This is a genomic window from Cereibacter sphaeroides 2.4.1 (assembly GCF_000012905.2).
Taxonomy (GTDB): Bacteria; Pseudomonadota; Alphaproteobacteria; order Rhodobacterales; family Rhodobacteraceae; genus Cereibacter_A; species Cereibacter_A sphaeroides.
Window position 1 is genome coordinate 1 of record NC_007489.1, and the last position, 25,690, is coordinate 25,690.

At 64.6% G+C, this 25,690-nt stretch carries 26 protein-coding genes and 1 pseudogene; 16 read left to right on the forward strand and 11 right to left on the reverse strand.

Annotation, left to right across the window (positions count from 1 at the left end; genetic code table 11):
• Positions 1-43 precede the first annotated feature (43 nt).
• Positions 44-1,423 (reverse strand): annotated as a pseudogene (locus RSP_RS20330) (ISNCY family transposase).
• A gap of 361 nt (positions 1,424-1,784) precedes the next feature.
• On the reverse strand, positions 1,785-2,156 hold the full coding sequence (locus tag RSP_RS22500; protein ID WP_080588243.1) for an excalibur calcium-binding domain-containing protein: 372 nt from the start codon (positions 2,154-2,156) through the stop codon (positions 1,785-1,787).
• 319 nt (positions 2,157-2,475) lie between these two features.
• Here RSP_RS22500 and RSP_RS22505 point away from each other — a divergent pair, with 319 nt between their 5' ends.
• The gene (locus RSP_RS22505; RefSeq protein WP_011331333.1) at positions 2,476-2,976 is read left to right on the forward strand and encodes a hypothetical protein; all 501 of its coding nucleotides are present in this window, start codon (positions 2,476-2,478) and stop codon (positions 2,974-2,976) included.
• Between the two features lie 69 nt (positions 2,977-3,045).
• On the opposite strand, the gene RSP_RS20345 is transcribed toward RSP_RS22505, so the two are convergent.
• From RSP_RS20345 to RSP_RS20355, 3 genes are all read right to left on the reverse strand, one after another.
• Complete coding sequence (locus RSP_RS20345; protein ID WP_011331334.1) at positions 3,046-4,455, reverse strand: phosphomannomutase; 1,410 nt, start codon at positions 4,453-4,455, stop codon at positions 3,046-3,048.
• Between the two features lies 1 nt (position 4,456).
• Positions 4,457-5,884, reverse strand: a complete 1,428-nt coding sequence (locus RSP_RS20350; RefSeq protein ID WP_011331335.1) for a mannose-1-phosphate guanylyltransferase/mannose-6-phosphate isomerase — start codon at positions 5,882-5,884, stop codon at positions 4,457-4,459.
• 484 nt (positions 5,885-6,368) lie between these two features.
• Positions 6,369-7,601: a capsule assembly Wzi family protein gene (locus RSP_RS20355; RefSeq protein WP_011331336.1), complete on the reverse strand. Its 1,233-nt coding sequence runs from the start codon at positions 7,599-7,601 to the stop codon at positions 6,369-6,371.
• Positions 7,602-8,154: 553 nt separating this feature from the next.
• On the opposite strand from RSP_RS20355, the gene RSP_RS20360 reads away from it, so the two are divergent.
• On the forward strand, positions 8,155-8,469 hold the full coding sequence (locus RSP_RS20360; protein WP_011331337.1) for an H-NS histone family protein: 315 nt from the start codon (positions 8,155-8,157) through the stop codon (positions 8,467-8,469).
• A 599-nt stretch (positions 8,470-9,068) separates the two neighbouring features.
• Positions 9,069-9,386, forward strand: coding sequence for an H-NS histone family protein (locus RSP_RS20365; protein ID WP_011331338.1), 318 nt, complete (start codon positions 9,069-9,071; stop codon positions 9,384-9,386).
• A 272-nt stretch (positions 9,387-9,658) separates the two neighbouring features.
• On the opposite strand, the gene RSP_RS20370 is transcribed toward RSP_RS20365, so the two are convergent.
• The gene (locus RSP_RS20370; RefSeq protein ID WP_011331339.1) at positions 9,659-10,177 is read right to left on the reverse strand and encodes a hypothetical protein; all 519 of its coding nucleotides are present in this window, start codon (positions 10,175-10,177) and stop codon (positions 9,659-9,661) included.
• A 648-nt stretch (positions 10,178-10,825) separates the two neighbouring features.
• Here RSP_RS20370 and RSP_RS20375 point away from each other — a divergent pair.
• Positions 10,826-11,194 carry a translation initiation factor 2 gene (locus RSP_RS20375; protein ID WP_227590679.1) on the forward strand — a complete coding sequence of 123 codons (369 nt, stop codon included), beginning with the start codon at positions 10,826-10,828 and terminating at the stop codon, positions 11,192-11,194.
• Between the two features lie 399 nt (positions 11,195-11,593).
• On the opposite strand, the gene RSP_RS20380 is transcribed toward RSP_RS20375, so the two are convergent.
• Positions 11,594-11,815, reverse strand: coding sequence for a hypothetical protein (locus RSP_RS20380; protein WP_017140486.1), 222 nt, complete (start codon positions 11,813-11,815; stop codon positions 11,594-11,596).
• A 90-nt stretch (positions 11,816-11,905) separates the two neighbouring features.
• Between RSP_RS20380 and RSP_RS20385 the strand changes: the two genes are divergently transcribed.
• From RSP_RS20385 to RSP_RS20395, 3 genes are all read left to right on the forward strand, one after another.
• A complete protein-coding gene (locus tag RSP_RS20385; protein ID WP_017140485.1) occupies positions 11,906-12,166 on the forward strand; it encodes a helix-turn-helix domain-containing protein in 261 nt (86 codons plus the stop codon).
• A gap of 14 nt (positions 12,167-12,180) precedes the next feature.
• Positions 12,181-13,518 carry a HipA domain-containing protein gene (locus RSP_RS20390; protein WP_020477362.1) on the forward strand — a complete coding sequence of 446 codons (1,338 nt, stop codon included), beginning with the start codon at positions 12,181-12,183 and terminating at the stop codon, positions 13,516-13,518.
• Between the two features lie 230 nt (positions 13,519-13,748).
• Positions 13,749-14,153 (forward strand): BLUF domain-containing protein, encoded by a 405-nt coding sequence (locus RSP_RS20395; RefSeq protein WP_011331343.1) that lies wholly within the window; start codon positions 13,749-13,751, stop codon positions 14,151-14,153.
• Between the two features lie 85 nt (positions 14,154-14,238).
• Here the strand turns inward: RSP_RS20395 and RSP_RS20400 are convergent, their stop codons facing one another.
• Positions 14,239-14,508: a chemotaxis protein gene (locus RSP_RS20400; RefSeq protein WP_227590680.1), complete on the reverse strand. Its 270-nt coding sequence runs from the start codon at positions 14,506-14,508 to the stop codon at positions 14,239-14,241.
• A gap of 627 nt (positions 14,509-15,135) precedes the next feature.
• On the opposite strand from RSP_RS20400, the gene RSP_RS20405 reads away from it, so the two are divergent.
• The 3 genes from RSP_RS20405 to RSP_RS20415 all read left to right on the forward strand — a co-directional run bounded on the left by RSP_RS20405 (position 15,136) and on the right by RSP_RS20415 (position 18,229).
• Positions 15,136-15,645: a hypothetical protein gene (locus tag RSP_RS20405; RefSeq protein ID WP_011331344.1), complete on the forward strand. Its 510-nt coding sequence runs from the start codon at positions 15,136-15,138 to the stop codon at positions 15,643-15,645.
• Positions 15,646-15,761: 116 nt separating this feature from the next.
• On the forward strand, positions 15,762-17,840 hold the full coding sequence (locus RSP_RS20410) for a hypothetical protein (protein ID WP_011331345.1): 2,079 nt from the start codon (positions 15,762-15,764) through the stop codon (positions 17,838-17,840).
• Positions 17,841-17,857: 17 nt separating this feature from the next.
• The gene (locus RSP_RS20415) at positions 17,858-18,229 is read left to right on the forward strand and encodes a hypothetical protein (protein WP_011331346.1); all 372 of its coding nucleotides are present in this window, start codon (positions 17,858-17,860) and stop codon (positions 18,227-18,229) included.
• A gap of 130 nt (positions 18,230-18,359) precedes the next feature.
• Here the strand turns inward: RSP_RS20415 and RSP_RS20420 are convergent, their stop codons facing one another.
• Together RSP_RS20420 and RSP_RS22305 are read right to left on the reverse strand one after the other, a co-directional pair.
• Positions 18,360-18,833: a hypothetical protein gene (locus RSP_RS20420; RefSeq protein WP_011331347.1), complete on the reverse strand. Its 474-nt coding sequence runs from the start codon at positions 18,831-18,833 to the stop codon at positions 18,360-18,362.
• A gap of 345 nt (positions 18,834-19,178) precedes the next feature.
• Positions 19,179-19,340 (reverse strand): hypothetical protein, encoded by a 162-nt coding sequence (locus RSP_RS22305; protein WP_017140481.1) that lies wholly within the window; start codon positions 19,338-19,340, stop codon positions 19,179-19,181.
• A 111-nt stretch (positions 19,341-19,451) separates the two neighbouring features.
• Here RSP_RS22305 and RSP_RS20425 point away from each other — a divergent pair, with 111 nt between their 5' ends.
• Positions 19,452-20,072: an ATP synthase subunit B family protein gene (locus RSP_RS20425; protein ID WP_011331348.1), complete on the forward strand. Its 621-nt coding sequence runs from the start codon at positions 19,452-19,454 to the stop codon at positions 20,070-20,072.
• A gap of 15 nt (positions 20,073-20,087) precedes the next feature.
• On the opposite strand, the gene RSP_RS20430 is transcribed toward RSP_RS20425, so the two are convergent.
• Positions 20,088-21,116, reverse strand: coding sequence for a hypothetical protein (locus RSP_RS20430; RefSeq protein WP_017140480.1), 1,029 nt, complete (start codon positions 21,114-21,116; stop codon positions 20,088-20,090).
• 22 nt (positions 21,117-21,138) lie between these two features.
• Here RSP_RS20430 and RSP_RS22510 point away from each other — a divergent pair, with 22 nt between their 5' ends.
• The 5 genes from RSP_RS22510 to RSP_RS20455 all read left to right on the forward strand — a co-directional run bounded on the left by RSP_RS22510 (position 21,139) and on the right by RSP_RS20455 (position 25,656).
• Entirely contained in the window at positions 21,139-21,852 is a 714-nt protein-coding gene (locus RSP_RS22510) for a hypothetical protein (RefSeq protein ID WP_227590681.1), read from the forward strand.
• Positions 21,853-21,896: 44 nt separating this feature from the next.
• A complete protein-coding gene (locus RSP_RS20440; RefSeq protein WP_011331351.1) occupies positions 21,897-22,943 on the forward strand; it encodes a hypothetical protein in 1,047 nt (348 codons plus the stop codon).
• Positions 22,944-23,210: 267 nt separating this feature from the next.
• Complete coding sequence (locus tag RSP_RS20445) at positions 23,211-23,603, forward strand: hypothetical protein (RefSeq protein WP_011331352.1); 393 nt, start codon at positions 23,211-23,213, stop codon at positions 23,601-23,603.
• A gap of 7 nt (positions 23,604-23,610) precedes the next feature.
• Positions 23,611-24,192, forward strand: a complete 582-nt coding sequence (locus RSP_RS20450; RefSeq protein ID WP_011331353.1) for a hypothetical protein — start codon at positions 23,611-23,613, stop codon at positions 24,190-24,192.
• Positions 24,193-24,207: 15 nt separating this feature from the next.
• Positions 24,208-25,656: a caspase family protein gene (locus tag RSP_RS20455; RefSeq protein ID WP_011331354.1), complete on the forward strand. Its 1,449-nt coding sequence runs from the start codon at positions 24,208-24,210 to the stop codon at positions 25,654-25,656.
• Positions 25,657-25,690 lie beyond the last annotated feature (34 nt).

A 25,690-nucleotide genomic window follows, 5' to 3' on the forward strand; every position in this document is an offset into this window, starting at 1 on the left:
AGGGACGGGGCCGGCGGGGGCGGAACGCTCCGGGTCCGCACGGTCATTCCGCCGCGATGTCGGGAGGCTTCGCCGTCCCGTCCGCCCGCTGCCTGGCGCGGCGGGCCAGTTTCGAATTCCAGCCGTCGTTCCGCCGACCCGTCGGCTCGTAGACTGTGCGCTGCCGGCCGACGCGGCTCACGCGCGGGGGTTGGCTTTCCTGCAGGCTCCTCGCCAGCGCCAGGACGTCGCTGAGCCGCTTGTTCGCGGTGATGGCCGCGTGGGTGACATGCTGCTGCTCGGGATCGAAGCTGCGGTAGGGGAGCGAGATGCCTTTCCATCGAGCTTCAAAACGTCCGTCCGGGAAGGCGTAGGTGTCGACGTATTTCCCCACGATGCCGCGCGTGAGGTCGCTTTCCTCCAGCAGGATCCGCCGGTGCTCGTAGTGTGAAGGTGAGCTGGTTCCCGACGTAGCGCTGGTCGCGCCAGCACAGGATGTCGGCCAGCCGGTCCGGGGGCAGGTTCAGCGGCCGGTGCCGGTCGTCCGGCCGGGCAGGCACCCTGGCGAACTGCGCGTTGTGCCGCTCGATGAAGCCGGGCAGGAAGGCGTTCCCGGCCTCCATGTCGCTGATGCCTGCAAGCCGCATCTCCTTGACCAGCCGGTCGTCTGCAAGGTGCGGTTCGCCCGCTCGACCCGGCCCTTGGCCTGCGAGGAGTTGGCGCAGAGGATCTCGATGTTCAACTCGGCCAGCGCCCGGCCGAACTGCGTCATGCCATGGCCGGTCCGCGCGTCCTGCCTCGCCACGCGGAAGACCGAATGCTTGTCGGAGTAGAAAGCCGTGGGCCTGCCGTGCCGCGTCAGGTAGCACTCCAGCGCCGCGAAATAGGCGAAGGTGCTCTCGGAGGGCACGAAGCGCATCTCCATCAGCCGGCTCGTCGCGTCGTCGATGAAGACGAGCAGCGTGCAGGCTGGTGCGCGATCCTCGAACCAATGATGATCGGACCCGTCTATCTGAACCAGTTCGCCCAGGTGCTCGCGCCGCAGCCGCGGCTGGTGAAACCTCCGGCGCTGAGGACGCGACAGCCAGAGCCCATCCTCGACCATCCACTTCCGCAGCGTCTCCCGCGACACATGCAGGCCGTCGCGCTCGGCCAGCTTCTCGGCCGCGAGCGTGGGGCCGAAATCGACGTAGGTCTCCCGCACGAGGGCCAGCGCAAGGTCCCGCAATCCCGGCGAGAGGCGGTGGTTCGACGGTCGCCCGCGCAACCCGTGCCGCGTTGCCGCCGCGCCGTCCTCGCGCAACCGTCGCAGCAGACGCTGCACCTGACGCGGGCCGATCGCCAGCAGAACCGAGGCTTCCGTCGTCGTCATCCTCCGATCGAGCACCTTCGACAGGATCTCGATGCGGTTCAGTTCGCGCTCGCTCATCAGCACCCATCCCATGCCGCCGATCCTCCATTGTCCCGACAGGAAGAGGCGACAGTTCTACTTTGCTTGGATGCGACAATTCTACTTTGCGCTTACAACCGTCGAGACGATAATCCAAATTATGTAAGGATTCATGGTGCCGGAGAGCCGTTGCGCGGCATCCTCACGTGGCGAGGAGCTTCAGGTCTGGAGAAGATTTTCTATCTGAACACCGGTCGGCCGGAAGTCGTCAACGTTCCCTGTCACCATGACGGCACCTTGTATCGAGCAGATACATCAGAACTCGACGTCTCGAGGAGCCACTTTGGCACGTTCCGGGTTCTCACCGGGTTCATCCATTATTGAACAAGACCGCCGGAGCCTGAGCTGCCGATGGTCAGCAGCCGCCGTAGTTCTTTCTTCCGCTCGCGGTGATCGTGTAAGTCCCACCCCGTGGCCCGACGTGACAGTAGCTAGACGAGCCATAGGAGGTCGATCGGTAGCGCGGGTAGCTCGGCTGCCTATCGAGCCACTCGCATGCCAAACCGTCCCCGTCCCGGTCCAAGCCGTGGGGATCGACAGCAGGACCGCCAGCTTGACGATAGAAGCGTTGCGCCGAGGCAGTGCTATCGAAGTCACTGCAGTCTACGTCGCCGTATTGAGCAGCCGTGGCGGAAGTTTGAGCGCCGTACAGGGAGGCCCTGTTCTCCCCAGGAGATCCACATCCTATCGGAAGGATCAGCAGTATCAGGCAAAGGCGGCTGCGCATTACAGACCTCTATGATGAAACGATGGAGGCTACCTTCCCAACAGCGAAATTGCCTGCGGCAAACCACCTCGCCACTCAACATGCGGGACCCGCCGGCACAAATGTCGCAGCACTTCGACCGTCGGGCCTGTGTGCGTCCGGCTCACCAGGCCGCTATCCATCGTGGGCTTGCCGCGGGCCTAATAACCTTCGCGACAGTGATCCGGTGATGGCGCCATAATACCGCTCCATTTGTCGCGGCAATATGCAATTGACTCTTCGGATTGCGCCACGCACTCGTATTGGAGTATTCGTGACATCTTGCGTTATGGGTTGATCGATGTTCCACTTCCGCCTATCTTCCTGTATTCTCGCAGCCATTCTTCTCTCGTCCCCTGCAGAGGCGCAGACAGAAACCAAGATCGGTGACTGGTTCGTGATAGATCATTCCGGCCCAGCCGGCCTCAAGTGCATCGTTCAGAACGACGGTCCCAAAGGATCCATCGGCTTCGTTCATACGATCAAGGAAGGCACTGTACTGTCCATCCTTGACAATCAAAATGTGAACAATCCGTTCGACGGACAGAAGCAGTTCGAAGTGACGTTAAAGGTCGGCCTTGAGACCTACCAAGCCATGACGACGCAAGTCTATCGACATCTGGCACGAATAGCTCTCCGCTGGCAGGCCGATGTCGTCATGGGCATGATCGCGGATGGCGGTCAGCGCGGAGATGTGCTGACGATCCCCTATCCGGGGCACACTTACCCCATCCAGGGCTCAAGAGAAGCGTTCCGCGCCTTTAGAACCTGCATCACCCGGAATGCGGTCAGCCCCTTCTGACCGCGGCGAGTTCCAGCACGATCTAAGCTGCAAGCCATAATAGTTCGGTTCCATCTTAGCGTCCCCGGGCTATCCAGAGTTCGTCTCGAGGGTCATCCGCATCAAGGTCAGCTCAAGCTTCCGCAAGCCTCGCTCCAGCAGATCCCGCGCCGCAGCGGGGGTTTCGGCCTCGACATAGAGCCGCATTTCCGGCGCATTGCCCGAGGGGCGGATGTGGACGATCCGTCCGGACGCGCAGGTCGCACGCAGACCGTCGGTACGATCGAGGCTGCGGATCTCCTCGCCGAGGATCGCCAGAAATCCTGCAAGCTCCTCAGGACTGGCCCCGAACTCCGCAACCAGCGCCTGGGCCTTCCCGTCCGGCACGCCCTCGAGCCGGTCGGCGGCCGTGAAGCGGGCCGGCTCGCGCCCGACCAGCGCGGCCAGCCCGCCGGCCGCCTGCGCGAGAGACAGCGGAGCCAGGAGCGGCAACAGGCTGTCCCGTGTCGGAAGTTGCGGCAGAGGACCTTCAAGGTGCGCGTCGAACCCCAGCAGGAAGCCGCCGTTTGCCTCGTAGCCCACGCTGCGGCCCCCAGCCTCTTCCATGGCCGCGATGACGAAGGGCGAGCCGATCCGCGTCCGGATCACCCGCCGGAACCGACCTCCCGCCTCGACGCCGGTGTTGGAACTGACCGGGGTGACCACCGTTTCGGCCCCGACCAGCGCCGCGGTGATCTGCCCCAACAGGTCGCCCGGGACGATCTGTCCGCAGGCATCGGCCAGAAGCGGGCGATCCCCATCCCCGTCGGTCGAGATCAGGGCATCGAGGCGATGTTCGGCAGTCCAGGCCTTGATCCGGGCGCGCACCCCCTCCGGTACCGCCTCGGTGTCGACCGGGACGAACGCGGTCGAGCGGCCGAGTTCCACCACCGCCGCAGCACCCAGGGCACGCAGGGCGGCAAGCAGCAGGTCCCGACTGACTGCGCTGTGGCTCCAGACCCCGATGCGCAGGCCCGTCAGGGCTTCTGGCCCGAAGGCCGTGACGTAGCGGTGGACCCAGGCCTCGCCTGCGCTCGCATCGCAGGCGAGAGGCGCCGGCGGCGTCCGGGGCGGCAACGGCTCGCCGAGGCCCGACAGGATGGCGGCTTCGTCCGCCTTGGAAATCTCGCCGCCCGGACCATAGAACTTCAATCCGTTGCGGTCGGCGGGGATATGGCTGCCGGTCACCATCACCGCGCGCGCGCCTGCCCGCCTCGCGGCCAGCGCCAGCGCCGGCGTGGGCAGCGCTCCGCAATCGGTCACAGGAACACCCGCATGACGGGCCGCCTCCGCCACCACCCCGGCCAGGGCGGGCGAGGAGGGTCGCAGGTCGTGCCCCAGGTAAAGCCCTGCGCCCTGCGGACAGGCCCGCAGGAAGGCCCTGACATAAGCCGAGACCAGATCCGGCGTCAGCTCCGTCACCAGGCCGCGCAGGCCGCTCGTTCCGAACCTCGGCGCCATCTCAGCCCCTCGCCCCCTGGCCGCGGGCATAGACATCCTCGTAGCGGGTGATGTCGTCCTCACCGAGATAGCTCCCGGTCTGGACCTCGATCAGCTCCATCGGCACCTTTCCGGGGTTCTCCAGCCGATGCCGCGCGCCGAGGGGGATATAGACCGACTGGTTCTCGGTCATGAGGTGGACATCGGCATCGATCGTGACCCGGGCAGTGCCTCGAACCACGATCCAGTGCTCGGAGCGGTGGAGATGGCTCTGCAACGACAGCGCGCCCCCTGGATGGACCACGATCCGCTTGACCTGGAAGCGCTCGCCGAGCGCCAGCGTCTCGAAGAAGCCCCAGGGGCGGCGGTCGCGCAGGAAGCTCTCGGCCTGACGCGCGCCCTTTGCCTTCAGCGCCTCGACCGCCTGCTTCACCTCCTGCGCGCGCGAGCGCTCGGCGACCAGAACCGCATCCTTCATCGCCACGGCGATGATGTTGTCGAGCCCGATGCCCACGAGTTCCACCCCCTCGCTGTCCGCACGCAGGAGCGCGTTGCGGCAGTCGATGGCGGTGGCCCCGCCGGAAAGGCTCACACCCTGCCCGTCTGTGCCCATCTCGAGCGCGACGGCATCCCAGCCGCCGAGATCGTTCCAGCTCCCCCGGAAGGGCACGACCGACAGATTGCGTGTCCGTTCCATCACCGCGTAGTCGATCGAGATCGGCTCGGCCTCTGCCCATGGCTGCGGATCGAGGCGGAGAAAGCCCAAGTCCGGAACCGCGCCCTCGACAGCTCTGCGCACCGGCGCAAGAAGCGCGGGCGCGTGCTCTTCGAAAGTCGCGAGAATGGTCCGGGCCGAGAAGAGGAAGATCCCGGAATTCCAAAGAAAGCCTCCGCTGGCCAGCATCTCCTCAGCCCGGTCGAGGTCGGGTTTCTCGACGAACCGCCGGAGCGGGACTGCGGCGCCATCTTCCGCCCCGTCGAGTTCCAGCCAGCCATAGCCGGTCTCCGCGCGTGTCGGCACGATGCCGAAGGTGACGATCCGGCCCGCGCGGGCCGCAGGCACCCCCTGCATCACGGCCGCCCGGAAGGCCGCAGGATCGGCGATCGCATGGTCCGAGGGCGCCACGACCATCAAGGCCTCGGGATCGCCGGCCGCGACATGGAGTGCCGCGGCCAGAATGGCAGGTGCGGTGTTGCGCGGCTCGGGCTCGATCAGGATGGTGCCAGGGTCAATGCCCGCCTCCGCAAGCTGCTCGGTCACCACGAAGCGGAAGTCCGAGCCGGTGACGATCACCGGCCGACCGAAGCCCGGCCCCGAGAGCCGCCGGGCCGAGGCCGCGAAAAGGCTGTGCTCTCCGAGGATCGACGCGAACTGCTTGGGGTATCCCTTGCGCGACAGCGGCCAGAGCCGCGTGCCCGAGCCTCCACAGAGAAGGACCTGCGTGATCATGATGATGAGTTCTCCATTCTTGTGCGAGAAGGGCTGCGGCAAGCCCCTGCCTGCCCCCAGGCTTTCGGCGAAGCCTGTCAGTGACGGCCCTCCAGACGGGGATCCCGCCCGCGGCCGCTCGCCTCCGCCGGAACCCTGGATGGTCTCGAGCGGGCGTTTGTGAACGTCCCTGCTGGAGGGACCTCGAAATCCGTAAAATCAGTGACCCCCGGCCGCTCGGCGGTCAGGGGGGCCGGAGAGACTGCGCCGCCCTCGAGCGCGCCGAACCGGTTCTCCCAACCAGTTCCGATGAAGAAACCGGATGCGGATCGGACGTCCCGGAAAGCAGGTAGCCGCTCCCTGCCCCCTTGGGGCCTTGTGAAGCACTGGTTTCAGATGATTTCCGGTGGCAGGACGGGAAATGCGGAATAGTACCGGTCCGCGCGGCAATGACCCGGAGGGCCGGCGGAGATGTCCCTCATCCTCAGGAGATGCCCCCCGGGGCTCAGAAGGACCTGGTCAGGTTGACGCCGATCCGGGCGCCGCGGCCGAAGCCCACCCTGTCCAACTCGAACCCCTGGTAGGCCACCAGCGCCTCGAGCGTCATGGCCTCGAACCGTCTGGTCAGGCCGATGTGGGCCATCACCCCGGAAACCCGTTCCGAACTCAGGCGGTGGTCTGGCAGGTCCGCATCGTTGATGACGTAGTGACCGATGCCCCAGTTCCAGTCTCCTCCTGCCAGGCGGTGGCTGACGCGCATCTCGATCGCCCGGCCATCGCCATCGATGGCGGCTCCCATCACGGTGCCGAAATTGACGTAAGGGTGCTTGCTGTTGGCATAGGCGGTGCCGGCGCCGCAGAAGCCGTTTGTCGACCGACCGATCCGGGTGTCGATCCCCTCCAGCGTGACGCGGGTCGGAGCCCCAGCGACTGTTCCCTCGAATTCGGCGCCCGCCAGGGTCATGAAACAGGAGGGCAACCCGCCGGCCTCGTCCTCGCCGATCGCCTGCAGGTAGACCCGGGCAGGCAGAACCGCCTCAGGCAGTCGGTAGGACAGGCCGAGCCCCGCCATCTGGTTGATCGAGGCGCTGTCGCCTTCGTTCGTGTCGCCCACAAGCGCGTCGAAGAACCCGTCTAGCGCGCTCGACGACGAAGTCCGGTCCCATTGCGCCGTCCGGACCAGTTCGGCCTCGAACCCCTCGAACGGCCGTATCGTCAGGCGCGCTCCGACAATGCCGGTATGACTGTGGTCATCCGGGGATGTGGCACCCACGAAGATCTCGCCGTCCCACGGCCCGATCCAGGCCAGAAGCGGCGAGGCGAAGGCGCTCGGCTCTGTCTTTGACAGGTAGACCGAGGGGAACGGCCGGGCGTTCCCCGACAGGATCAGCGAGGTATGCCGGGAGGGCGACCAGTGTCGCTCGATCGCGCCGACCCCCAGGGTCCAGGAGCCGAAGCGGCGCTCCAGGAAGCTGCCGTCAAGGCGAAGCCCCTCCCCGTCCGGCTCGGCCGATATCATGATCCTGTACCGGGCATCATCGGTTGCGCCGCCATGGGAGAGGCGGAGGATGCCGCGATCGCCCCAGCCCAGAATCTCGCGCTGGCCGAGGAAAGGATCGGTCATCACGCCGAAGTCGATGCGAGAGGCGGTGGGTTCCGCCAGGGCCGAGCTTGCCATGAAGAGGGCCAGGAACGCTGCCGGGAGGAGCCCTCCCGGGTTGTTCTTTCCGATGCGCATGAAATGCCTCACTTGAACCTGACGGGTGACACAGAGGGAAGATGGCTGCCGGAGTTGGAGCCTGTCGTCGCAGCGCGGGCGGATGCCGCCCCATGGGCTTCACGGGCCATGGCCGGGGGTTTGCTCGTCGATGTCCGGAAAGTCGCTCGTGCGTCCGCAGGGCGGTGCGCCATGGCTGCCGCACGGGACTTGGCCCGTAGGCTGGCCCGTCCGCATCAGGCTCCCGGGCCCTGCGGCATGACTTTTATCGCTCCCCTGGCAGGCTGCCAAGCGGCCGAGCCCCCTGCCATGCCCTGTCCGCTGCCCTAAGGCGACGTGCGGGGCCCGTTGCATTTGCGAAAAGGCGGCGCGTGAGAGCCGCAGGCCGGGCCATTACCGGATCGGCCTCTTCTTCGGAATATTGCCGATACACGAAAGTTGCGCAAAAGCCCGTGGAATTATCTTAAGGCGAGTGACGGAATGTCCCACTGGCCGGAGGCGATTTTAATGGCAAAAATGAAGCCCATGCCGCACTCATCACAACCCTGACTGGTCTCCATCATTCGGAGCTCGAATGTATCATACCAAGCTTAAAGACCTGTCCCTCGAAGAGCTGAAAGAACTTCGGGTCGAAATAGCTCAGGCCATTACGGCCCAGGAAAGACATTGCAAGCAGGAGGCGCTGGAGCAGCTGCAAGCAAAGGCGCGCCAACTCGGGTTCAACCTGGAGGAACTTGCCCCTGCGATGCAGCGCGGGCAGGTCGGTGCCATGCTGCGATACGCCAATCCTGCAAACCCCGGGGAAGTCTGGCGCGGCCGTGGCCGCAAGCCACGCTGGTTCACGCAAGCCATGGCCGCCGGCAAGTCGCCCGAGGAACTCCAGATCTGAGAGGGGCCCGGTCCCGCAGGAAACCCGAACGCATGGCGGCCCTCGCCTGACGCCCACCGCTGGTGTGCAGGCGCCCTGCCCGTCAGAAGACAGGAGAGATGATCCTGCCTGCTTCGGACCATCCGCGCGGCAGCAGGAGCCGGATCTTCGGCACCCGCGCCAAGGGCTCACACATCTTCGACGCCTGACCGGGTGGTTTCGGGCACAGGATCGAGAGGCATGCGAGAGGATGATCGCGGCCGGCGCGGGAAGACCGGCCATGCGGTAATGCCGCGCCTTCGGCCGTTGCTCCGGTCCCGGATCTCGCCGCACTCGTCAAGAGGGGCAAGCGCCTGGCAGAAGGGGCGCTCGCATTACAAAAGTTTTCCGGAAACCCCGGAGCCGACCGATCCGGAATTTCGGAAAGGCAGGCTGGTTTTCCGGATAACCGGATCTTTCCGATGGTCGCTCCCTGCGTGCCGCACGAATACCTGGAACCCAGCAAGGCTCGCACCGAAGGGAAGCATCGGTGATCGGCACGAACCTCGCCCGCAGGCAATTTGCAAGTCGGCTTCGACAGGATTACGAAGAGAGAAAATCGGCCCCTGAAGGAGCAAGAAATGCCCAACCTCGAACTTGACGGCTTGTCCATCAAAGAACTGAAAAACCTGCAGACCCAGGTTGCCAAGGCGATCTCGACCTTCGAGGAGCGCCGCAGGAAGGAGGCGTTGAGCGAACTGGAGGAAAAAGCCCGCGAGCTCGGCTTCAGCCTTTCTGAACTGACCGGCACCGCCCTCACCCGTCAGCGGGCAGGCGCCGCGCCCAAATATGCCAACCCGGACCAGCCCGAGCAGACCTGGTCGGGCCGCGGCCGCAAGCCGCACTGGTTCGTGGAGGCACTCGCAGCCGGAAAGACCGCCGAGGACCTCCAGATATGACGGCCCCCGGAGGTTCTCCGGCAGTTTTGCCGGGGAACCCCGTATTACCGGGCCGGGAAGAGGAAACTCTACCCGTGGCCCGATAAACAGGTTGAGGCGGAGCACCGCAGTCTTTCCGGACGTCTCGTGAGCACAGAAGGCGCCCCGAGCGCTTGTCGGCGAGGTTCAGGAATACCTGCAGGCCGCCGCAACCCGGGACAAAGCGGTGGCCTGCGACCGACCGCTCGGACTGGCCCCCCGCTTCCTGGCAAGGCAGGCGACCCGCCTGATCCTCAGGGCGTGAGTTCCGAGGCATAGACCACGTTGCCAGCTCTCTCGGTGATCGCGACGTAGCAGGCATCCTCGCGAGGCGGGCGCTGCTTGCCTGCGAGTTTCTGCAGGACTTCGGCCGGAACCTTGGCACGGTCGCACTTGGGCAGCTCGACAACACTGTAGCCTCGGGACGCGAGGCATCTTGCGAAATATGTGGCACGCAATTCGGAATTTGCGTCATAGGTATATGTCTGGCCGCCGTAGGTCTGTCCTCCGGTGGTCTGACATTGCACGGAATATCCGGTATTATAGCAGCTGGTCTGAGTAGGCGTCGTGTAGCTCGGCGTAGTGCCGATCCGGGTTTCCTGGGGGACCCCCCGCGCTGCGGCAACCTCGCATTCGAAGTAATCCGTATCGGTTTGAGAGACCGAACCATCGCTCCTGAAAAGATAGACATCTGTGGTGGCCTCGCAGGCCCCCACCAAACAGAAGGCGGAAACCGCCAGAAGGTGGCGCTTTCGGGTCAGAATATTGTTCATGGTCACTTCGCAGGATTGCTGGGAGTTCGGACTTCACGCCGCCGTGATACTCCTCAGTCGTCGGGGCCGCCATAGAAAAACAGTCTGAGCCGGGAGGCCGAACCAAGGAAATATCAAGCCACGAACTTGAAGCGCCTCCAAACCTCGGGCCTCCGGTTCGCATAAGCTGGTGACGGCTCCCAAGCATTCGCCGGGGGTTTATCGGCCATTTTGTCAGGGAACCCGGTATTATCGAGCCGGGAAGAGGAAACTGCACCCTTGGCCCGATAAACAGGCTGAGGCGGAACAACATCCTCCGCTCGAAGCCATCCAAAGCGTAGGTCGGCGTAAGCCGAGCCGCCCCGCGCTCCGCGAAAAGCAGGCGGATTAGCAGATGCTGTACGGGCGAGCGGACGAAGGAGGAGCGTCTTTCTTCTTCCGGTTCCCAGGCCGCTACGCATGCTCCGTGCGACGATCCAACGTGACATGCAGGCCTTCCACGCACACCAAAGAGCATGCCTTCGCTCGAAGGTTTTCTTGTTCGGAGCTCGGCGGATAACCGATCAAGGGCGCGGATCTGGAATGACAGCAAGGGTACTCGTTCATGCTTTTTCGGTCGCCATGTGGCCACGGTCAGTAGTGCCCACGCCCACTTTCGCACCCGCCTTCGTGGCCTGCCTGATTGCGGTCTTTTCGGGGTGTGCAACCGTTACCAGGGGTTCCGAAGACGTCCTGGAAATCGAAACGAAGCCCGCCGGCGCCCAGGTGCAGACCAGCAATGGCATGAGCTGTCTGACCACGCCTTGCGCGCTGAAGATGAAGCGCAAGTCCGAGATCGTCGTCGACATCAACAAGACCGGGTGCAAGCCTGTGAGAGTGAATGTCACGCATCGGACGGCCGGCGGTGGCAGCGCCGCGATTGCCGGAAACATTCTGGTGGGCGGGATCATCGGCCTGGGTGTCGACGCAGCGACCGGCGCCTCCCAGGAGCTGGTACCCAACCCCGTAAAGGTGGAGCTGGAATGTCGTCGGCGATAGCAGGGCGAAGGTGGATCGCTCGTCGGCAGGAAACATGATGTTGGCGGTGACAGTCCCCTTCGATCCGATCGGATGTCGCCTCCAGAGCTTCGGTGGATGACCTTGAAGCCGCCACGGGGAGCGCGGGAGAAGCCGGCGGGCTCCAGATAGCGCTGCCCAGCCCTGACCACAGCCGCCTCCGGGCTTCGGGAAAGGACAAGGCCGAGAAGGCGGGGCTCGAGGTGAAGGCCCAGAGCAGGACGAAATGCAAAGCGCAGCATTGAGAGGGCCGAACAGGCAGGCGGCGAACATCCTCCCCGGATGAGCCGCCGGGGGCGGGAGGGGCACTCCTTCCGCCTCGACTTGACGCAAGGCTGGACAAATACCCGGAAGCTCCCGCCTTTCCGGAAAGAGTAAGGTTCAGAACCGTGGATCGTGCGTGGCCGCAAAGCTGCCATCCAACTGCAGCAGGTCCGGATCGTTGGCTGTCGCGAGGCCGAAAATCGCGGCCCTCTCGTCACCATGGCTCAGCTGCGCGTCGAGGGTGCCGGTCGTCTCGAAGAAGGTCAGCGTGAACCGCGAGTGCCTTGCCCTTCTCTTGGCGTCTTCGCCAATATGTATGTCCTCCGCCGTCGAGGGCACGTCAACTTGGCGTTCACGCCAACTTTCTTGTCTTGGACACCTCGCGCACTGTAGGCTTGGCGTTAACGCCATTACGGCAGGAGGCGCACCATGGCTTGCAGCCGCGAACAGGATGACGAGCTGGACCTGCTGCGCCGGCGGCAGCTTCTTGACGCCTCCGACCTTGGAGGGGTGATCCGTTTGCGCCGCGAGCGGCTCGGCATCGCGCAGTTCGAACTGGCATCCTTGGCCGGCATCGATCCCGGAAACCTCTCGAAGATCGAGCGTGGGAGCCGCCGCTCCCATCTCGACACATATCTCAAGCTGTGCGGCATTCTCGGCATCGATCTCTTCGCCGAGGCGCGCTCATGAGGATGGACGTCTGGATGGAAGGGAGAGATACGCCCGTGGGCGTGCTGACCCGCTCGGAAGACAAGAGTCTGTCGTTCGTCTACGCCGGCGACATCGCGCCCGAGCACCGGATCTCGATGTCGTTGCCGATCACCTCGGAGCCATACAGCGATGCCGATTGCAGGGGCTATTTCGCGAACCTCCTGTTCGAGGGGCCGCAACTCGAACGGGTTCTCGATGGCTTCGGTCTCGACCGTGGCGACATCGGTGCGCTCCTGTGGCACCTCGGGGCAGACTGCCCGGGCGCCATCTCGATCACCCCCGAGGGCACGGGGCCCGGCAAGATGCCAGGAAGGTTCCCCGAGGACTACGAACGGCTTTCGGAGGCCCGGCTCCATCAGATCGTCCTGTCGCTGCATCGGCACCGCCGCATGCCCGAGGGAGAGCGCAACCCGTCACCCGTCGCGGGCGTTCAGGGCAAGATCGCCTGCCTCATGCTCGAGGGGGCGGTCTGGCTGCCCAAGGGCGGCTCCCGCGCACCAACAACACATATTCTGAAAGTGTCTCCGCACTTCGATCCTGACGTCACACGCCAGGAGACGATCTTGCTCCAGATTGCCTCCGAGATCGGGATCGATGCCGCCGAGACTCGGGATCTCGTCTTCGATGTTGGGGGCACGCACATCAACGCGCTCCTGTCGACGCGCTTCGACCGCGATATCGAGATCGCAGAGGGGGCAGGAACAATTCGTCGCCGACACGCCGAGGACTTCTGCCAGGCGCTCGGTCTGCCACCGAGCCTGAAATACGAGCGCGATGCAGTGGATCCGCATCGCCGTTTCTCGGCCGCCGCCGTGAATGTCATCGCGGCACAGACGACGGTGCCGGCCCTGGTGACGAGGGATTTTCTGGCACAAACGATCTTCAACCTGCTCGTGGGCAACACGGACAACCACGGCAAGAACACGTCGCTTCTCTACCGCGGACGGACGGTCCTCCTGGCGCCGCTTTACGATGTGGCGCCGGTGTTCATGGACAGGCGCGTGACGCACGAATTCGCCTTCAGGCATGGCAGCGCGCGCTTCGCCGAGGACTTCGATGTCGATGCCCTGCGAGGGCTGCTGTCCGATCTCGGCTTCGGAAAGCCGCCCGTCGAGCGGGCGATGAAGCAGATCCAGCAGCTTGCGAAAAGGATATCCGAGCTCTCGGCCCGCCACGCCCCCAAGGGCCTTGTCGATGGTCTCCATGCCCAGGCGCGCGTGCTCGAGGATGCGCTCGATGTCGACTTCGGTCTTGAAGAACGAGATTACTACGACCGCGTCGTCAGAGATGAGGCGATCGAGGCAGCGGGTGGATGGGGTACGTTAAGCTGACGATAGCCCCCCCGAGCAGCTCACTTCATCGGTCCCGGAGCATCCGCCTCAGCCCTTGCGCCGACGTCAGAACGTCTGCCCACAGCAGGCTGCCTGCGGCGCATTGAGCGCGGGTTCTCTGACGTCAAGCGGAACTCCGCCCGAAAAGCGCTCTCTTATGGCTACCTTATAGCCGCCAGCCGACGAAGGAGACGATTGTCGCGCCCTGGCCTCCCGTGACACATGACCCCATGATTGGGGATCTGTTGACAGTGAGCTACCGGAGCCGCGTGTGCCTTGCCGATCCGGTGGCGGATCTCCTCGGCATCGTTCAGGCGAGCCGGGTCAGAAACCTGCGGCTCGGCATCACGGGGATCCTGCTCTACAACGGCTTTCATTTTGTGCAAACGATCGAGGGCCCGCAGAACGCCTGCCGGGAGCTGTTCGCGAGGATCTCGGAAGATCCTCGCCATTCCGACATCGTCGCCTTCGGCGTGAGAAAAATAGAAAGACGACGGTTTCCGGACTGGTCCATGCGCCTGATCTCGCGGGCGGAACTGCTCGAGACCATGCCCGAGTTGCGGTTGCTCGATCTGAAGGAGCCTCAGGACATCGAACGGCTTCACGGCAGGGTGCTGGTGGAGCTCTCGTATTGAGCCGCGGGATCCGCCCAGGAGAGATCGCGGGTCCTTGAAATCCAAACGGGCCGGGAGCTTCCCCCCGGCCGCAGCTTTCCGAGCTTCAGGCCGCGCCAGGCCGCTGGAAGCTCGCATCGAGCTCATCGTGCCTGTCCGCCAGATCGAAGTTGAAGCCCTGCCCCGGGCGCACCACGCGAAGCGCGGGCTTCGATGCCCGAAGATCATCCTGCGATCCGCTGCTCGGCGCCCCGGGCCCCTGCCCCTCCTCGGCGCGGAAGAAGGCGACCGCTTCCTTCAGCTGCTCGGCTTCGAGCGAAAGCTGGCTCGCACCGCTCGCCAATGCCTCGGCGGCAGTGGTGTTCTGCTGTGTCACCTGATCGAGCTGCTGGATCGCCAGAGATTGCCCGGACAGGCCGGGAATGGCTCCAGGCAGCCGCGGCCACGCGATTTTCGATATCAGGAGTGCTCGGCATCAAACGAGGCACGAGTTTCACTCCGAAGCGACAGCTCGTATGAAGGCCGCTTTATTTCGGAAGATCGGTATTGCCGTCGGCTTCGAGCGGTTGAGATGGGGACGAGCACAACAGGCTGACGCAGGCTCCGTGGAATGCTCTCCTTCCAGAGGCGGATGGCATTCCGGCCCATGGCGGGCTCACATTTCATTCTGACCATGCTTAGCCACGAATAGATCTCCCATTGATAAAAAAATCTGCGGCCGCCCCGCAGGTGAAAGAAAGGGCTCGCGCTCACGGAGAGCGGTTCTATAATCTGATCCCGTCAAGCGTGAATTGCGCAGGGCGGAGATGTATTTTGGCGCTCCAAGGATAATGATGGTTATCTTCAGATAACGCGCGCGCTTCAATATAAACACTCACTTTTTCCTGCGACTCCATTTATAATCTTTGGAAACCCGATATTGAATCATATTGATGGTCGGCAAATTTTCGCTTGTAACTGAATTCCGGTATTCATACCGAATTCCAATCAAGGGAGATCAAAGATGAAGCAATATGCGAAGATCGCGCTGCTCGGATCCGTCGTCGGCTTTGCGCCGCTGGCTGCGGCTGCGGCAGACTCTGTGGCCGTGGCTCTGAGCGCCAGTTTCGAACCGGTCTACACCTACGCGGACGATCTCACCTTCACGGGCACCGGCACCGTTGCGGGTCAGACCATCACCGTCACCGGCGAAACGGACGATGCACTCGGCCCTTGGCTGGGGCACAGTCACGACTTCGAAGGCACCGGCTCGACCCAGGATCAGGAGATCACGGTGACCGGGACCGCCTCGGGGACGATGTATGAGGGCCAGGCTCTGAGCTCGCTGAGCGTTGCGGCCGGTATCGGCGCCAGCGCGGCCGCCACCGCGACCTCGACCCAAGGGGCGACGAGCGCCAGCGCGGCCGCGACCCTCGACGGCAACCCGATCATCATCGAGACCGACTTCGACGGCCGCTCGAACGCCTACGAATCCGAAATCGTGATCATGGCCGCGGACCGCCGCCCCCGCTGAGCCAGCTTCTGCACCCAGGTGCCCCGCGCGTCATCGCGCGGGGTGCCGCAGTTCCAGCAATACAGGCGTCCGAATGCCCCGCCTTCGGCATCGCTCACTCCAGAGGATGATGCGGCATGTTTCTTCAACGTCTCACCCTGACCCTCTCGGTGTCGGCTCTGGCGCTGGCCGCGAGCCTTGCCCGGGCCGACGACAAGGCCGTCATCGTCGAGGGCACGGTGGAGAAGACGGCCCCGACCGTGACCGCACCCGAGCGAAATCCCGCCTCGGGACGGGTCGTTCCCCTGACCGGCCGCTTCGTGCTCAACGATGAATATTTCGACTACGGACAGGGCCCGAAATTTTCGGCGCTCTCCCTGGCAGGCTCCTCCCGCGAATGGGACCTCGAGATCTCGGGCACACATCCGATCCATCAGTCCGTCCATGAGACGGTCAGCGAGCAGCTCTATCTGCGCGAACAGGAAGGTTGGTACTTCCAGCTGCGCAACGTCGACCGCCGCCGCACCACCAAGGTCACCCGGCGCGAAGCGGTGGACATCTACGGCTTCCAGCTCGACCTGACCGTCACCGGGGGGTGCTTCTTTCCAGAATCCGCACCCGGCACCTACTGCACCTACACGCCGTCCGTCGCAGTCGACCCTGACAGCATCAACCCCGACACCCTCATCCCCGGCGCCTTCATCTTCGGCGAGGACACCGGCGCCGTGATCTCGCAGGAGACGCATGAGGCCCTGAAAGCCGAAGGCTTCCAGCGCGGCCTCGACGGCGGCGATGAAACCGTCGGCGTCTCCCTGTCCGTGCCGAACTCCGGATACGAGGCCAGCGAAAGCCGCTCGAACCTGAATTCGGTGGAGCGCTACGAGTCCGTGGACAAGCGCATCATGGGCGGGCTCTACAAGTTCCGCCAGGTGCTCAGCAGCAACAGCACCATGGCCTCCCTCGCCCGCACCACCCGTGGCCTCGTCTTCCTCGACGCAAACGAATGGACCGACAAGGCCGCCGCCACGCAGCTTCTCGCCTGGCTGCTGCCCTCCGCGCGCGCGCCCCTGCAGGCCACCGATCGGAACGCCCGCCTGAGCATCGGCAACAACCTCTTTCTGGCAGCCAACAACACCCGCCTTCCCGCGGACAGCTTCACAGCCTACCACGCGGGCGTGGGCTATGTGGACCATCCCAAAAAGCGCGTGAGATCCGCAGCCGACACCCCCAGATCCGTCTTCAACAGCTTCTGGATGGGCTTTTCGCCGGTGCGCGACATCACGACCGGATCCAGCTCGCGGCTGCAGGTGACCGGTCCGCGGGAGAGCCTGCTCGAGAACGGCTATGCCTTCTCGCAGGGGGGCATCGATACCGCCCTCGCAAGCGAGACCGCAATCTACGTCGTGGACCAGATCAGCGAGCAGATCGCACAGATCGAACTCGCCAACATCGACGATCTCTTCATCCAGTCCGGCCTCGATCTCACGCGGCAGGACGCCATGGCCATCTACACGACCACCGAGGAGTCGCGGTACAAATATGTCCCGCATCTCGCCTTCTCCGGAAACGTCACCTCAGGGACAAGCGTCTCCCGCTATTATGCCGGCGCCATCCTCGGCGACGAGACGAACGCCTATGTGGGCTTCGATCATTCCTACACCGGCCTGAACGGGTTCTCGTTCTACCTCCTCGGCGAGCATTACACCCATCCCGACCGGGACTATTTCAGCAAGGTCGAGGCGCGCATCAGCAAGGCCGTGCAGCTGCGAAACGGCGCGAAGCTGTCCTTCGGCGTCAGCGCCGCCGAGGAACTCGATCGGGCGCCCGCCCAGCAGGAGAGCGTCACGCTGAACGACAACGACCGGACGCTCGACGTTGCGATGTCCTACCGGACGCCCAAGGGCCTGACCTACAGCCTGAGCCACCGGCTCGTTCAGGCCGAGGACGGGGATGACGCCGAAAGCACCTCCGTCGGGTTCAGCTACAGGGCGTCGGACGACTGGTCCTTCACCGCGCAGATCACGCCGACGTCGACCGAAGATGCCTATATCGCGGCTCGCGCCGGATTCTCCTGGCGCCAGTCCGGCCGCCCCGGGTCTCCCGTCCTCGGCGTGCAATGGGCCTCCATCAGATACGACTACGGCGAGGATCAATTCGGCAACGACCTGCGGGACCGCGAGGATACCCTCCTCGTGTCCTACAAGATGAGCTTCTGAGGGATGGAGGAAGAAAGATGTTGAGCTCCCGCATGGCCCGCTCCGCTCTGGCCGGACTGGCCCTCATGGCGTCTGCAGGCCTCGTGGCGGCCGATCCCGTGCCCCCCGGCTCCTCCGGCGTGCGGCTCGTCGTGATCGGAGAGGGCGCCTTCGGTTCCGACAGCTTCAGGATGACCGGCCTGAACCTCGTCCATGGATCGGGCGACGGAGGAGCGCAGTTCGACTCCAGCCTCGACGGCCTCCAGTGGTCCTGCGACGGCGACGACTGCAACACGCGATCCGCAAGCTACGCAGGGATCGAGGACTGGAGCGTCGTGCAGACCGTGCGGGCCTGCAGAGAGGCCGATTGCGCCTTCTCCTCCGATATCCGGCTCCAGGGCACTGAGTAAGGGCCGCCTCCCTGCCGGATTTTGATCCCCGATCGGGGTGAGAAGGGGCTGAAGAGCGCCACCTCAACGCCCCCTGCTCGCCATCTCCGTGCGATGGGGAAGGGGTGCGGTGCCTTCCCAACCTCCCGCCTCAATGGACGAGGCAGGAGGTGATGGCGGAGGAATTCTTCAGCGAAACGGGGATTTCGGTGTCATCGCCGAAGCGGACGGACATGGCTCGACCCGAAGCGATGGCGGTGATCACGCGGTCATAGGCAGCACGCTGGGCAGGGCTCTCCTTCCAGGAGGAGTGGAAGGCCATACGCGTGGTGCCGCGGGTTGCACTGAAAGTGATCGGGGCATCGGTGAGGATCGTGCCATCGATCATGATCCGGCCCGTGCCGGTGCCGACATGGTTGCCCTTGAGGTCGATGTCGAGGGAGCTGCCGATGGTCGAGCAGCCGTAACCGATGCCGAAGTCGGCGTCATGCTCGCCGTAGCCGCCTTCGAACTGGGCCATCGGGGCGGTGGCGTGGAACCATTCCTCCCCGGCCTGAGCGCCGGTGGCGGAAGCTGCGAGGCAGGGCGCGAAAAGGCAGACGGTAAGCGCACGGAAAATATTCATGAAAATCTCCGGAATGTCGGTCGTTCTGTCGCCAGCCGCAGCCTGTGCGGCGCCGGCCCGGCGGTCAGGCAGGCACCGGTTCGGGGAAGGTGAGGAGCGGGCACAGCCGGATCAAGACAGGCCCCTGCGGGAGAGGAGCGGCAGGTCGCCGCACGGGCGGAAGGGGGTTCGGATCGGCCGCGATGGCCGCCTCATGGCCCGTGCCGGGCATTGCCGCGATCAAGCTCCGATCAGGAGAAGGCGCGCGACCGCGCGACGGAGTGCCTCCGGCTGAGGCACCCCGCTTTCCTCCCAGACCGGTCAGACCTCTTGAGAGGGCCGGCCTGTATCCGGCCAGACGCCGCCTCATCCCTTTCCATCAGGCCTCTTCTCCCCGGGAAGAAGCCACTCGATCTCCCTCTCGTCGAAGGCGTCCGCGTCGAAGGCGGACACGTCGTCCGGCAACGCCGCCTTCAGGAGGCGGTCCGGCTTCGGACGCAGGATGGGACTTGGGGCCTTGCCCTGCAATGCAGCCGCCTTATCCGCGGGGATCCAGCCCCGCGGCCGGACTTTGAAGTTGCTTCACCCCTTCCGATGTTTCAGGCTCGGGGCAACGGGCCTATCGTAAACGGGGGTGTCATGAGGAAATTCGTATCGATTGCCATCACGGCCCTCGTCCTGTCGACAATGGGCGCGGCCGCTCAGTCCATCAGTGCGGCGGAGATCGCCAAGATGGTCGACCAGCGAATGAACGATCTCAATCCCTATCAGGCACTGCTCAACGACCCGGATCCCGCCCGCGCTCAGGCGGCAATGCAGATCATGCTCGAGAGCGGAGATGCAGATCTGACGCGGATGGCGCTGGAATACGGCCTGCTTTCTCCCAATCCGACGGTCAAGCGGCTGGCCCTCGAAAGCTGGCTGTCTACGGGTCCTGTCCTGTCCATTCGGTTCGACGGAACGAAGGTGCAGGCCAAGGATTTCCCGTCCAGGGTCAAGAACTACTGGAACGGAAACGTCAGCGACGGGATCGGATACTGGCGCGTGGGCGTCGGAAAATACCTTCCGGATCTCAAATGCTTCAGCAACACAGACAGGGCCGACCGATGCTTCATCACCGTCAATGGTGACGGCGTGTTCCTCACACCGGAAGCCCTGAACGGGCGCGCCGTCATCACGGACACAGGGCAGCTGGAAGGCACCGGCGCCTTGTACGGGATCGAGGAGCCGGTTTCCTTCTCCATTCGCCTGCTCGACTGAGAGGCTCTCGACGGCTCATTGCGCCACGACGCTGTCGATCGCAATGTCGCCGCTCGACCAGGCATTGAGCACGATGACCTGAAGGGCGCGGATGTTGCGAGGCGCAAGCAGGCCCGTATCGAAAACTCCGTCCCGTCCCATTTCGCCACGCGTCCACTCGCGGAAGTTGCGCCCGTCGGCCTCGAGCGACCAGTTCAGAATGATCCGCTTGGGCATGGTCCGGCCTTCGGACGGCGTCGAACGCAGGACCACCCGCGAGACCGGGGCCGTCTCCTCAAGCCTGAGCACGAAGGACATCCGGGCCGCCGGCGAGAAGACGAACTGCCCCCCGCCCAACATGTTTTCCGGCGCAAAGCGCGGATTGACCGGCGGCATGGTCGCGGCCTCGAAGACAAGCGGCAAAGCTCCTTCAGCCGCCGGCGCCGGCGTGACGGGCTCGTCCGGCTCCGGTGGCACATAGGCACCCGCCTGCTCGCTGAGATAGCGCCGGACATGGATCAGTATCTCTCCCGATCGAATGAACGTGGCGCGTGACGTGTCGTTCGACGTGACCGCCATGCCCAGCGGCTTGCCATCGACGAACAGGAAGGCCCCCGACGTGCCCTGGGCGATGGTGTTCTGGCCGCCCGCCAGTTCGGCATCGAAAGTCAGATAATTCCGGTTCCCGATGCGAAGCGCCGTTCGCTCCTCCTCGCCGGCCGGCGTCAGGCGATGCAGATAGCCCATGGCCGCATTCAGCGACTGCGGCGTTTCCTCGAGATCGTCCAGCCTCGCCGGACAGCGGCTGTCGAGGGCGCTGCCCCCCACGCCAACGGCCAGGTCGATCTCCGGCCAGAAGGGGGCAATCGTGGTCGCTGAGCTCGTCACCACAGGCGCCGAGGTCATGATGCTGACCTTCGGATAGAGGCCTGCCACATGCTTCGGCATAAGGACATAGCAGCGTCCCTCATATCCGAACATCCAGCCGAAGCCATGCTCCCCTTCGCCGTTTCGGACCGAGACCGTTTGGGAATGCGCCAGGGCAGGATAGACTGCAACGATCATGCTCAGAATCGCTGACACTCTCATGAGACGTCCTGGCATTTTCCCCTCATTGGCTGTGCTGCTGACGGTTCTGCAGCTGCCTGCACCGGCATTTGCGGATGGCAGGCCCATGTTTGCATTGAATGAGCAGGGCTTCCAGGAATTCGTCCGCGATGGCGCTCTGATATCCGGCGCAGTCGTCATGGGCGTTCAATTCCACCGAATGGCCAAGGACGTACCGGCACTTTCAGCTTATGTACCCGCCGAATGGAGAGGGGATCGGCTCTGTCTGAGGGTCGTCTCCTCGAATGGCTTCTATCAGGGCATAGCCCCCTACGATGTGCCATCCGACTGGTCAGGAGGATTCGCCGATCTGGATTTCCCGATCAAGGCGAGACACGGACCGATGTTGAAAGGCCTCTCGGAAGGCGACCTGAGCATCCTGCTTGCGAAGGGAGAATGCGAAGGATCGGCCACACCCGTGGCCTCGGTCGCCTATTGGGACGCGGAGACCTCCGACCAGGTGGACCTCATGCTGAATTCGTTTCGGGCGGATCTGGTCTATGCCTATGTCGAAGGGCGGGACACTCCGGTCAAATGCGAGAAACTGGACGAAGAGGACGCAACGACCTTCGACACCAGATGCCCGATCGAATTGAAGAGCCCCGCTGGCCCGAGAACGATCGAGACATACCGCATCGTCGGCGGCAAACCGTCACCCGCCGCATCGATCGTGATCTGGTTTCCTGACCCTTGAAGACGGAACGGCCGCCAGAGCCCCGCTCCCGGAACGGCTTCAGGATGGGCGCCGAGCCGGTGCTTCGCCTCGTGACTGCAAGCGCGATCGTGATTGCAGGTCTGACCGGACTGATCCTTTTCCTCTCCGCCTCGAGCGAGCGCAGCTACAGCATCGCAGCCAGGACCTTGGGAGCGGAGTTGACCTTCAAGGGACAATCCAACGATTGGCTCCTTGAAAAGGTCGACATCTGCAAGATGCGTGGACCGGAGGACATGCGCCTTCCCGCCCCCGGAGACGACCGGCGCTGTCCCGAGACGCTCTACGAAGTCCTTCCGCAGGCGGAGACCGTCCTGCACTGGCCGCCGGACACCAGGATCGGGATCAGGCACGAACCTTCGGGCGATCTGATCTTCATCGTCCTGTCGGCAAACGTACCCGATCTGCCGGAGGGCTCCCTCGTCATGGTCCCGGCCGAGGCCTGGCAGACCCATGGCGCGCTGGCCTTTCAGGCCGAGGTCCGCATCGGTGGCCTGATGGCCACCGGAAGCGAGGACTATCTGATGGAGGGAAGATGGGAAGCCCGGCAAAGCGGGATCGCCGCCTCCTTGCGCGCCAATGTCGCCGAAGTGGTCGGCTCGGGCGCCCTGTCGCTCGGCACGACGGTCGAGCTCATCGATACACGCGACACTGCGGCCGGAATTGTCAGTTTCGGCCATGTCACGCCGACGGTCTCGCGCGACGAGCGGGGCTTCGATATCGAGCTTCTTTCCGAGCGTGGCTCCGTAGCGCTTCGGGTATGGCATTTCGGCCTGCAGGAGCCGACCATCTTCCGGCCGGACTGGATGGATGTCGTCTCATCCAGCCCCATACTGGTTGCCCTGGGCCCGCTCGTGGCGCTGGTGGCAGGTCTTGTCGAACTCATGGTCAAGGTCCGCGCAGGGGGCAGGCCCGTCCCTGCATCGCCAGCCCCCGACCCTTCCGTCCCCGAAACCGGACAGTCCGTGCGCCTCCGCAAATCCGGAAAATCGAAGGCCAGGCAGAATTCTGCGGCGCGCCCGTATCGCAAGACCTCTTCCAGGCCGGCTCGAAGGAGGCGTTCATCGCCCTAGCCCCGCCCTGCCGCAAGCCGAGCCGGGGAAGACGGCGCGCCACCTTCTGCAGCATTCGCGCGGCGCGGCGAGCCGGGACTTCCTCCGGAGGAGCCCCCGTCTTGCCCGATGCTTCCGCCGGTCCCACGCGGATCAATAGCCTCCACTTCCTGCGACAAAAGCGCCCGCCGCGGTCCGAAAAATCCGTGCTAGCACTGGGCGCGAAGCCGCGGTCGAGACCACCGGCAGGCAGGTCCGGCCGGCAGCTGTTCATGTTGGGACGGAACAATGAGGCACTGGATACTTCCCCTCTCCGGGATCCTGCTCGCCCTGCCCGTGCAGAGTTTTGCGGGCTGCTTGTCCTGCGATGACATCGTCCACCTGGGCCTGCCGGAGCAGGCCTGCTTCAGGACGCTCTTCGAGCAGGAGGGACTGCCGTCACAGGACGGTGCGCCCCACAGATACGATCTGTCGCGCTGCCTCGAGAGCCGGGCGAGCCTCGAGCGCGGCGGACTGGTCACCATGCCCGATCTGACCGGTGCGATTGCCGCAGCCTCCGGGATCAGGCACGAGAAGAGGGTCTATGTCCTCGATTATCCCTATGCCTCCTGCCTTGTCACGATCATCACCGGCATGCGCGGGCGCGCCGGAACGGTCGATCTGACCCGACTTTGTCCCTGAGACGTCGATGTTCGTCCCCCGCCTGACCCTGAAATGGATGGGACTGGCCGGCAGCCTCGTCAAAGGTGCCGCAGGACTTGCTGCGGCAGGATCCTTGTTTCTTGCCGCGGTCGAATATGCCGATCAGGGAAAGGCCGCACGCGCCGCCGAAACGATCCGGCTGATCGACCGGTGGGAGGAGACGACGAGCGGTGTTCTCACCGCCTATCGGAGCCTCGGCCAAAGATTGACCCTGGCGCTCGCGGAGCGAACTCCCGCCCTCGACGGCACGCGCCCGCCCGAAGAGCTCGCAGCCCTGCTCGTGGCGGACGTTCTCCAGCAGGAAGGTGCCGCCGACGAATTCGAAAGGATCGTCTATTTCTTCACCAGGCTCGAACTCTGCATCGAGGCCACGCTCTGCGACGAGCATACCGCAGCCATCTTCTTCTCCGACACGGTCGATACCTTCATGAAGAACTTCCGCAGCGCGGTTCTGGAACGCCGCAGATCCGACCCGCATTTCGGTTCAGAAATCCGGAAACTCCAGATCCGGCTCAACCGCTCCGCCGCAGGCCAGGACGCGTTCGACCCCGACAGGCCTCTTCCGTAGGGCGGGGTACATGTGATGCAGCCCCTGATCGCGAACATCGTCCAGCATCTCGGGGGGACACGCCTGTTTCGCCTGCTCCTGGTAGCCCTCGCCCTTCAGGCCGTGCTCGCCGCTCCCGCCGCCGCAGCCCGGCTGGCGCTCGTCGTGGGGATCGACGCCTACGCACATGTGCCCCGCCTGCAGAAAGCAGTGAACGACGCAGGTGCCGTGGCAGGAGCCCTGACGCAGGCCGGCTTCGAAACCGTGCTGCTCACCGATACCGACCAGCTCCAGCTCATGGAGGGGGTGACCGCCTTTGCCGCCAGACTGCGGCCGGGCGACGAGGCCGTCTTCTTCTTCGCCGGCCATGGCGTCGAGATCGCCGGGCAGAACTACCTGCTCCCTGCAGACGTGCCCGCCGTCACCTCCGGTCAGGAGCTCCTTCTCACCAGCCGCGCCCTCGAGATCGACACCCTGGTACAGGAGCTCCAGATACGCGGCACGAGAGTGACCCTGCTCATCCTCGATGCCTGCAGGGACAACCCGTTCCGCCGGCCCGGCGGGCGCGGGATCGGGGGCGCGCGGGGGCTGGCGCGGGTCGATGCGCCTGAGGGAAGCTTCATCCTGTTTTCTGCAGGCTCCGGCCAGACGGCTCTGGACCGCCTGGCCAACGACGAGGCTGCCCCGAACTCGGTCTTCACCCGCACCCTCCTGCCCTACCTCTCTGCGCCCGGTCTGGAAGTGCGCGAGATCTCGCAACGCGTGCGCTCCGACGTCCGCAAACTCGCGCTCACGGTTCAGCATGACCAGTTTCCCGCGGTCTACGACCAGCTGGACGGAAGCTTCGTGCTGATGCCCTCCAGCACCGCGGCCCCGCCGATGACGACGAGCGCGCCCGCCCCCGCCGTCGATCCCTGCGCTTCGGCCCGGCTCGACTGGCCGCTCGTCTCGGCCGTGCGAAGCGCCGCGGCCCTCGACGCCTTCGCGATGAGCCACGCCGACTGCCCCGTCTTCGCAGCCATGGCGCGCGAGATGCGCATGCAGATCGGCCTCCCATCCCCCCAACCGCAGCCGCTCGACCCTCCCCCGGCGCCTTCCCTGGAAGAGCGCGTGCGAGATTTCGTGGCCAGGATCGTGGCCGAATGGTCCTCGCCCAATGCGATCGCCCTGCCCCCGCTGGCCAGCTACTTCGCGCAAGACATGATCTACTACGGCAATCGCAAGACCAGAGCCCAGGTCGTGGCGGAAAAGACTGCCGTTGCGAAACGCTGGCCGGTCCGCGACTACCGCATCGAGGACGGCAGCCTCTTCGCCTCCTGCGCCGCCTCACGCTGCGATGTCAGCGCGATCATCGACTGGCAGGCCTATGCGCCTGAGCGCAATGCCACGGCCTCCGGACGATCAAGCTACGAGGTGACCGTCGAAGACCTTCAAGGCACGCTCGTCGTCACCCGGGAGAACGGACAGACGATTCAGCGGAACTGACGGCCGCGCCCGGTCGCACGGGGCCCCGGCCGCT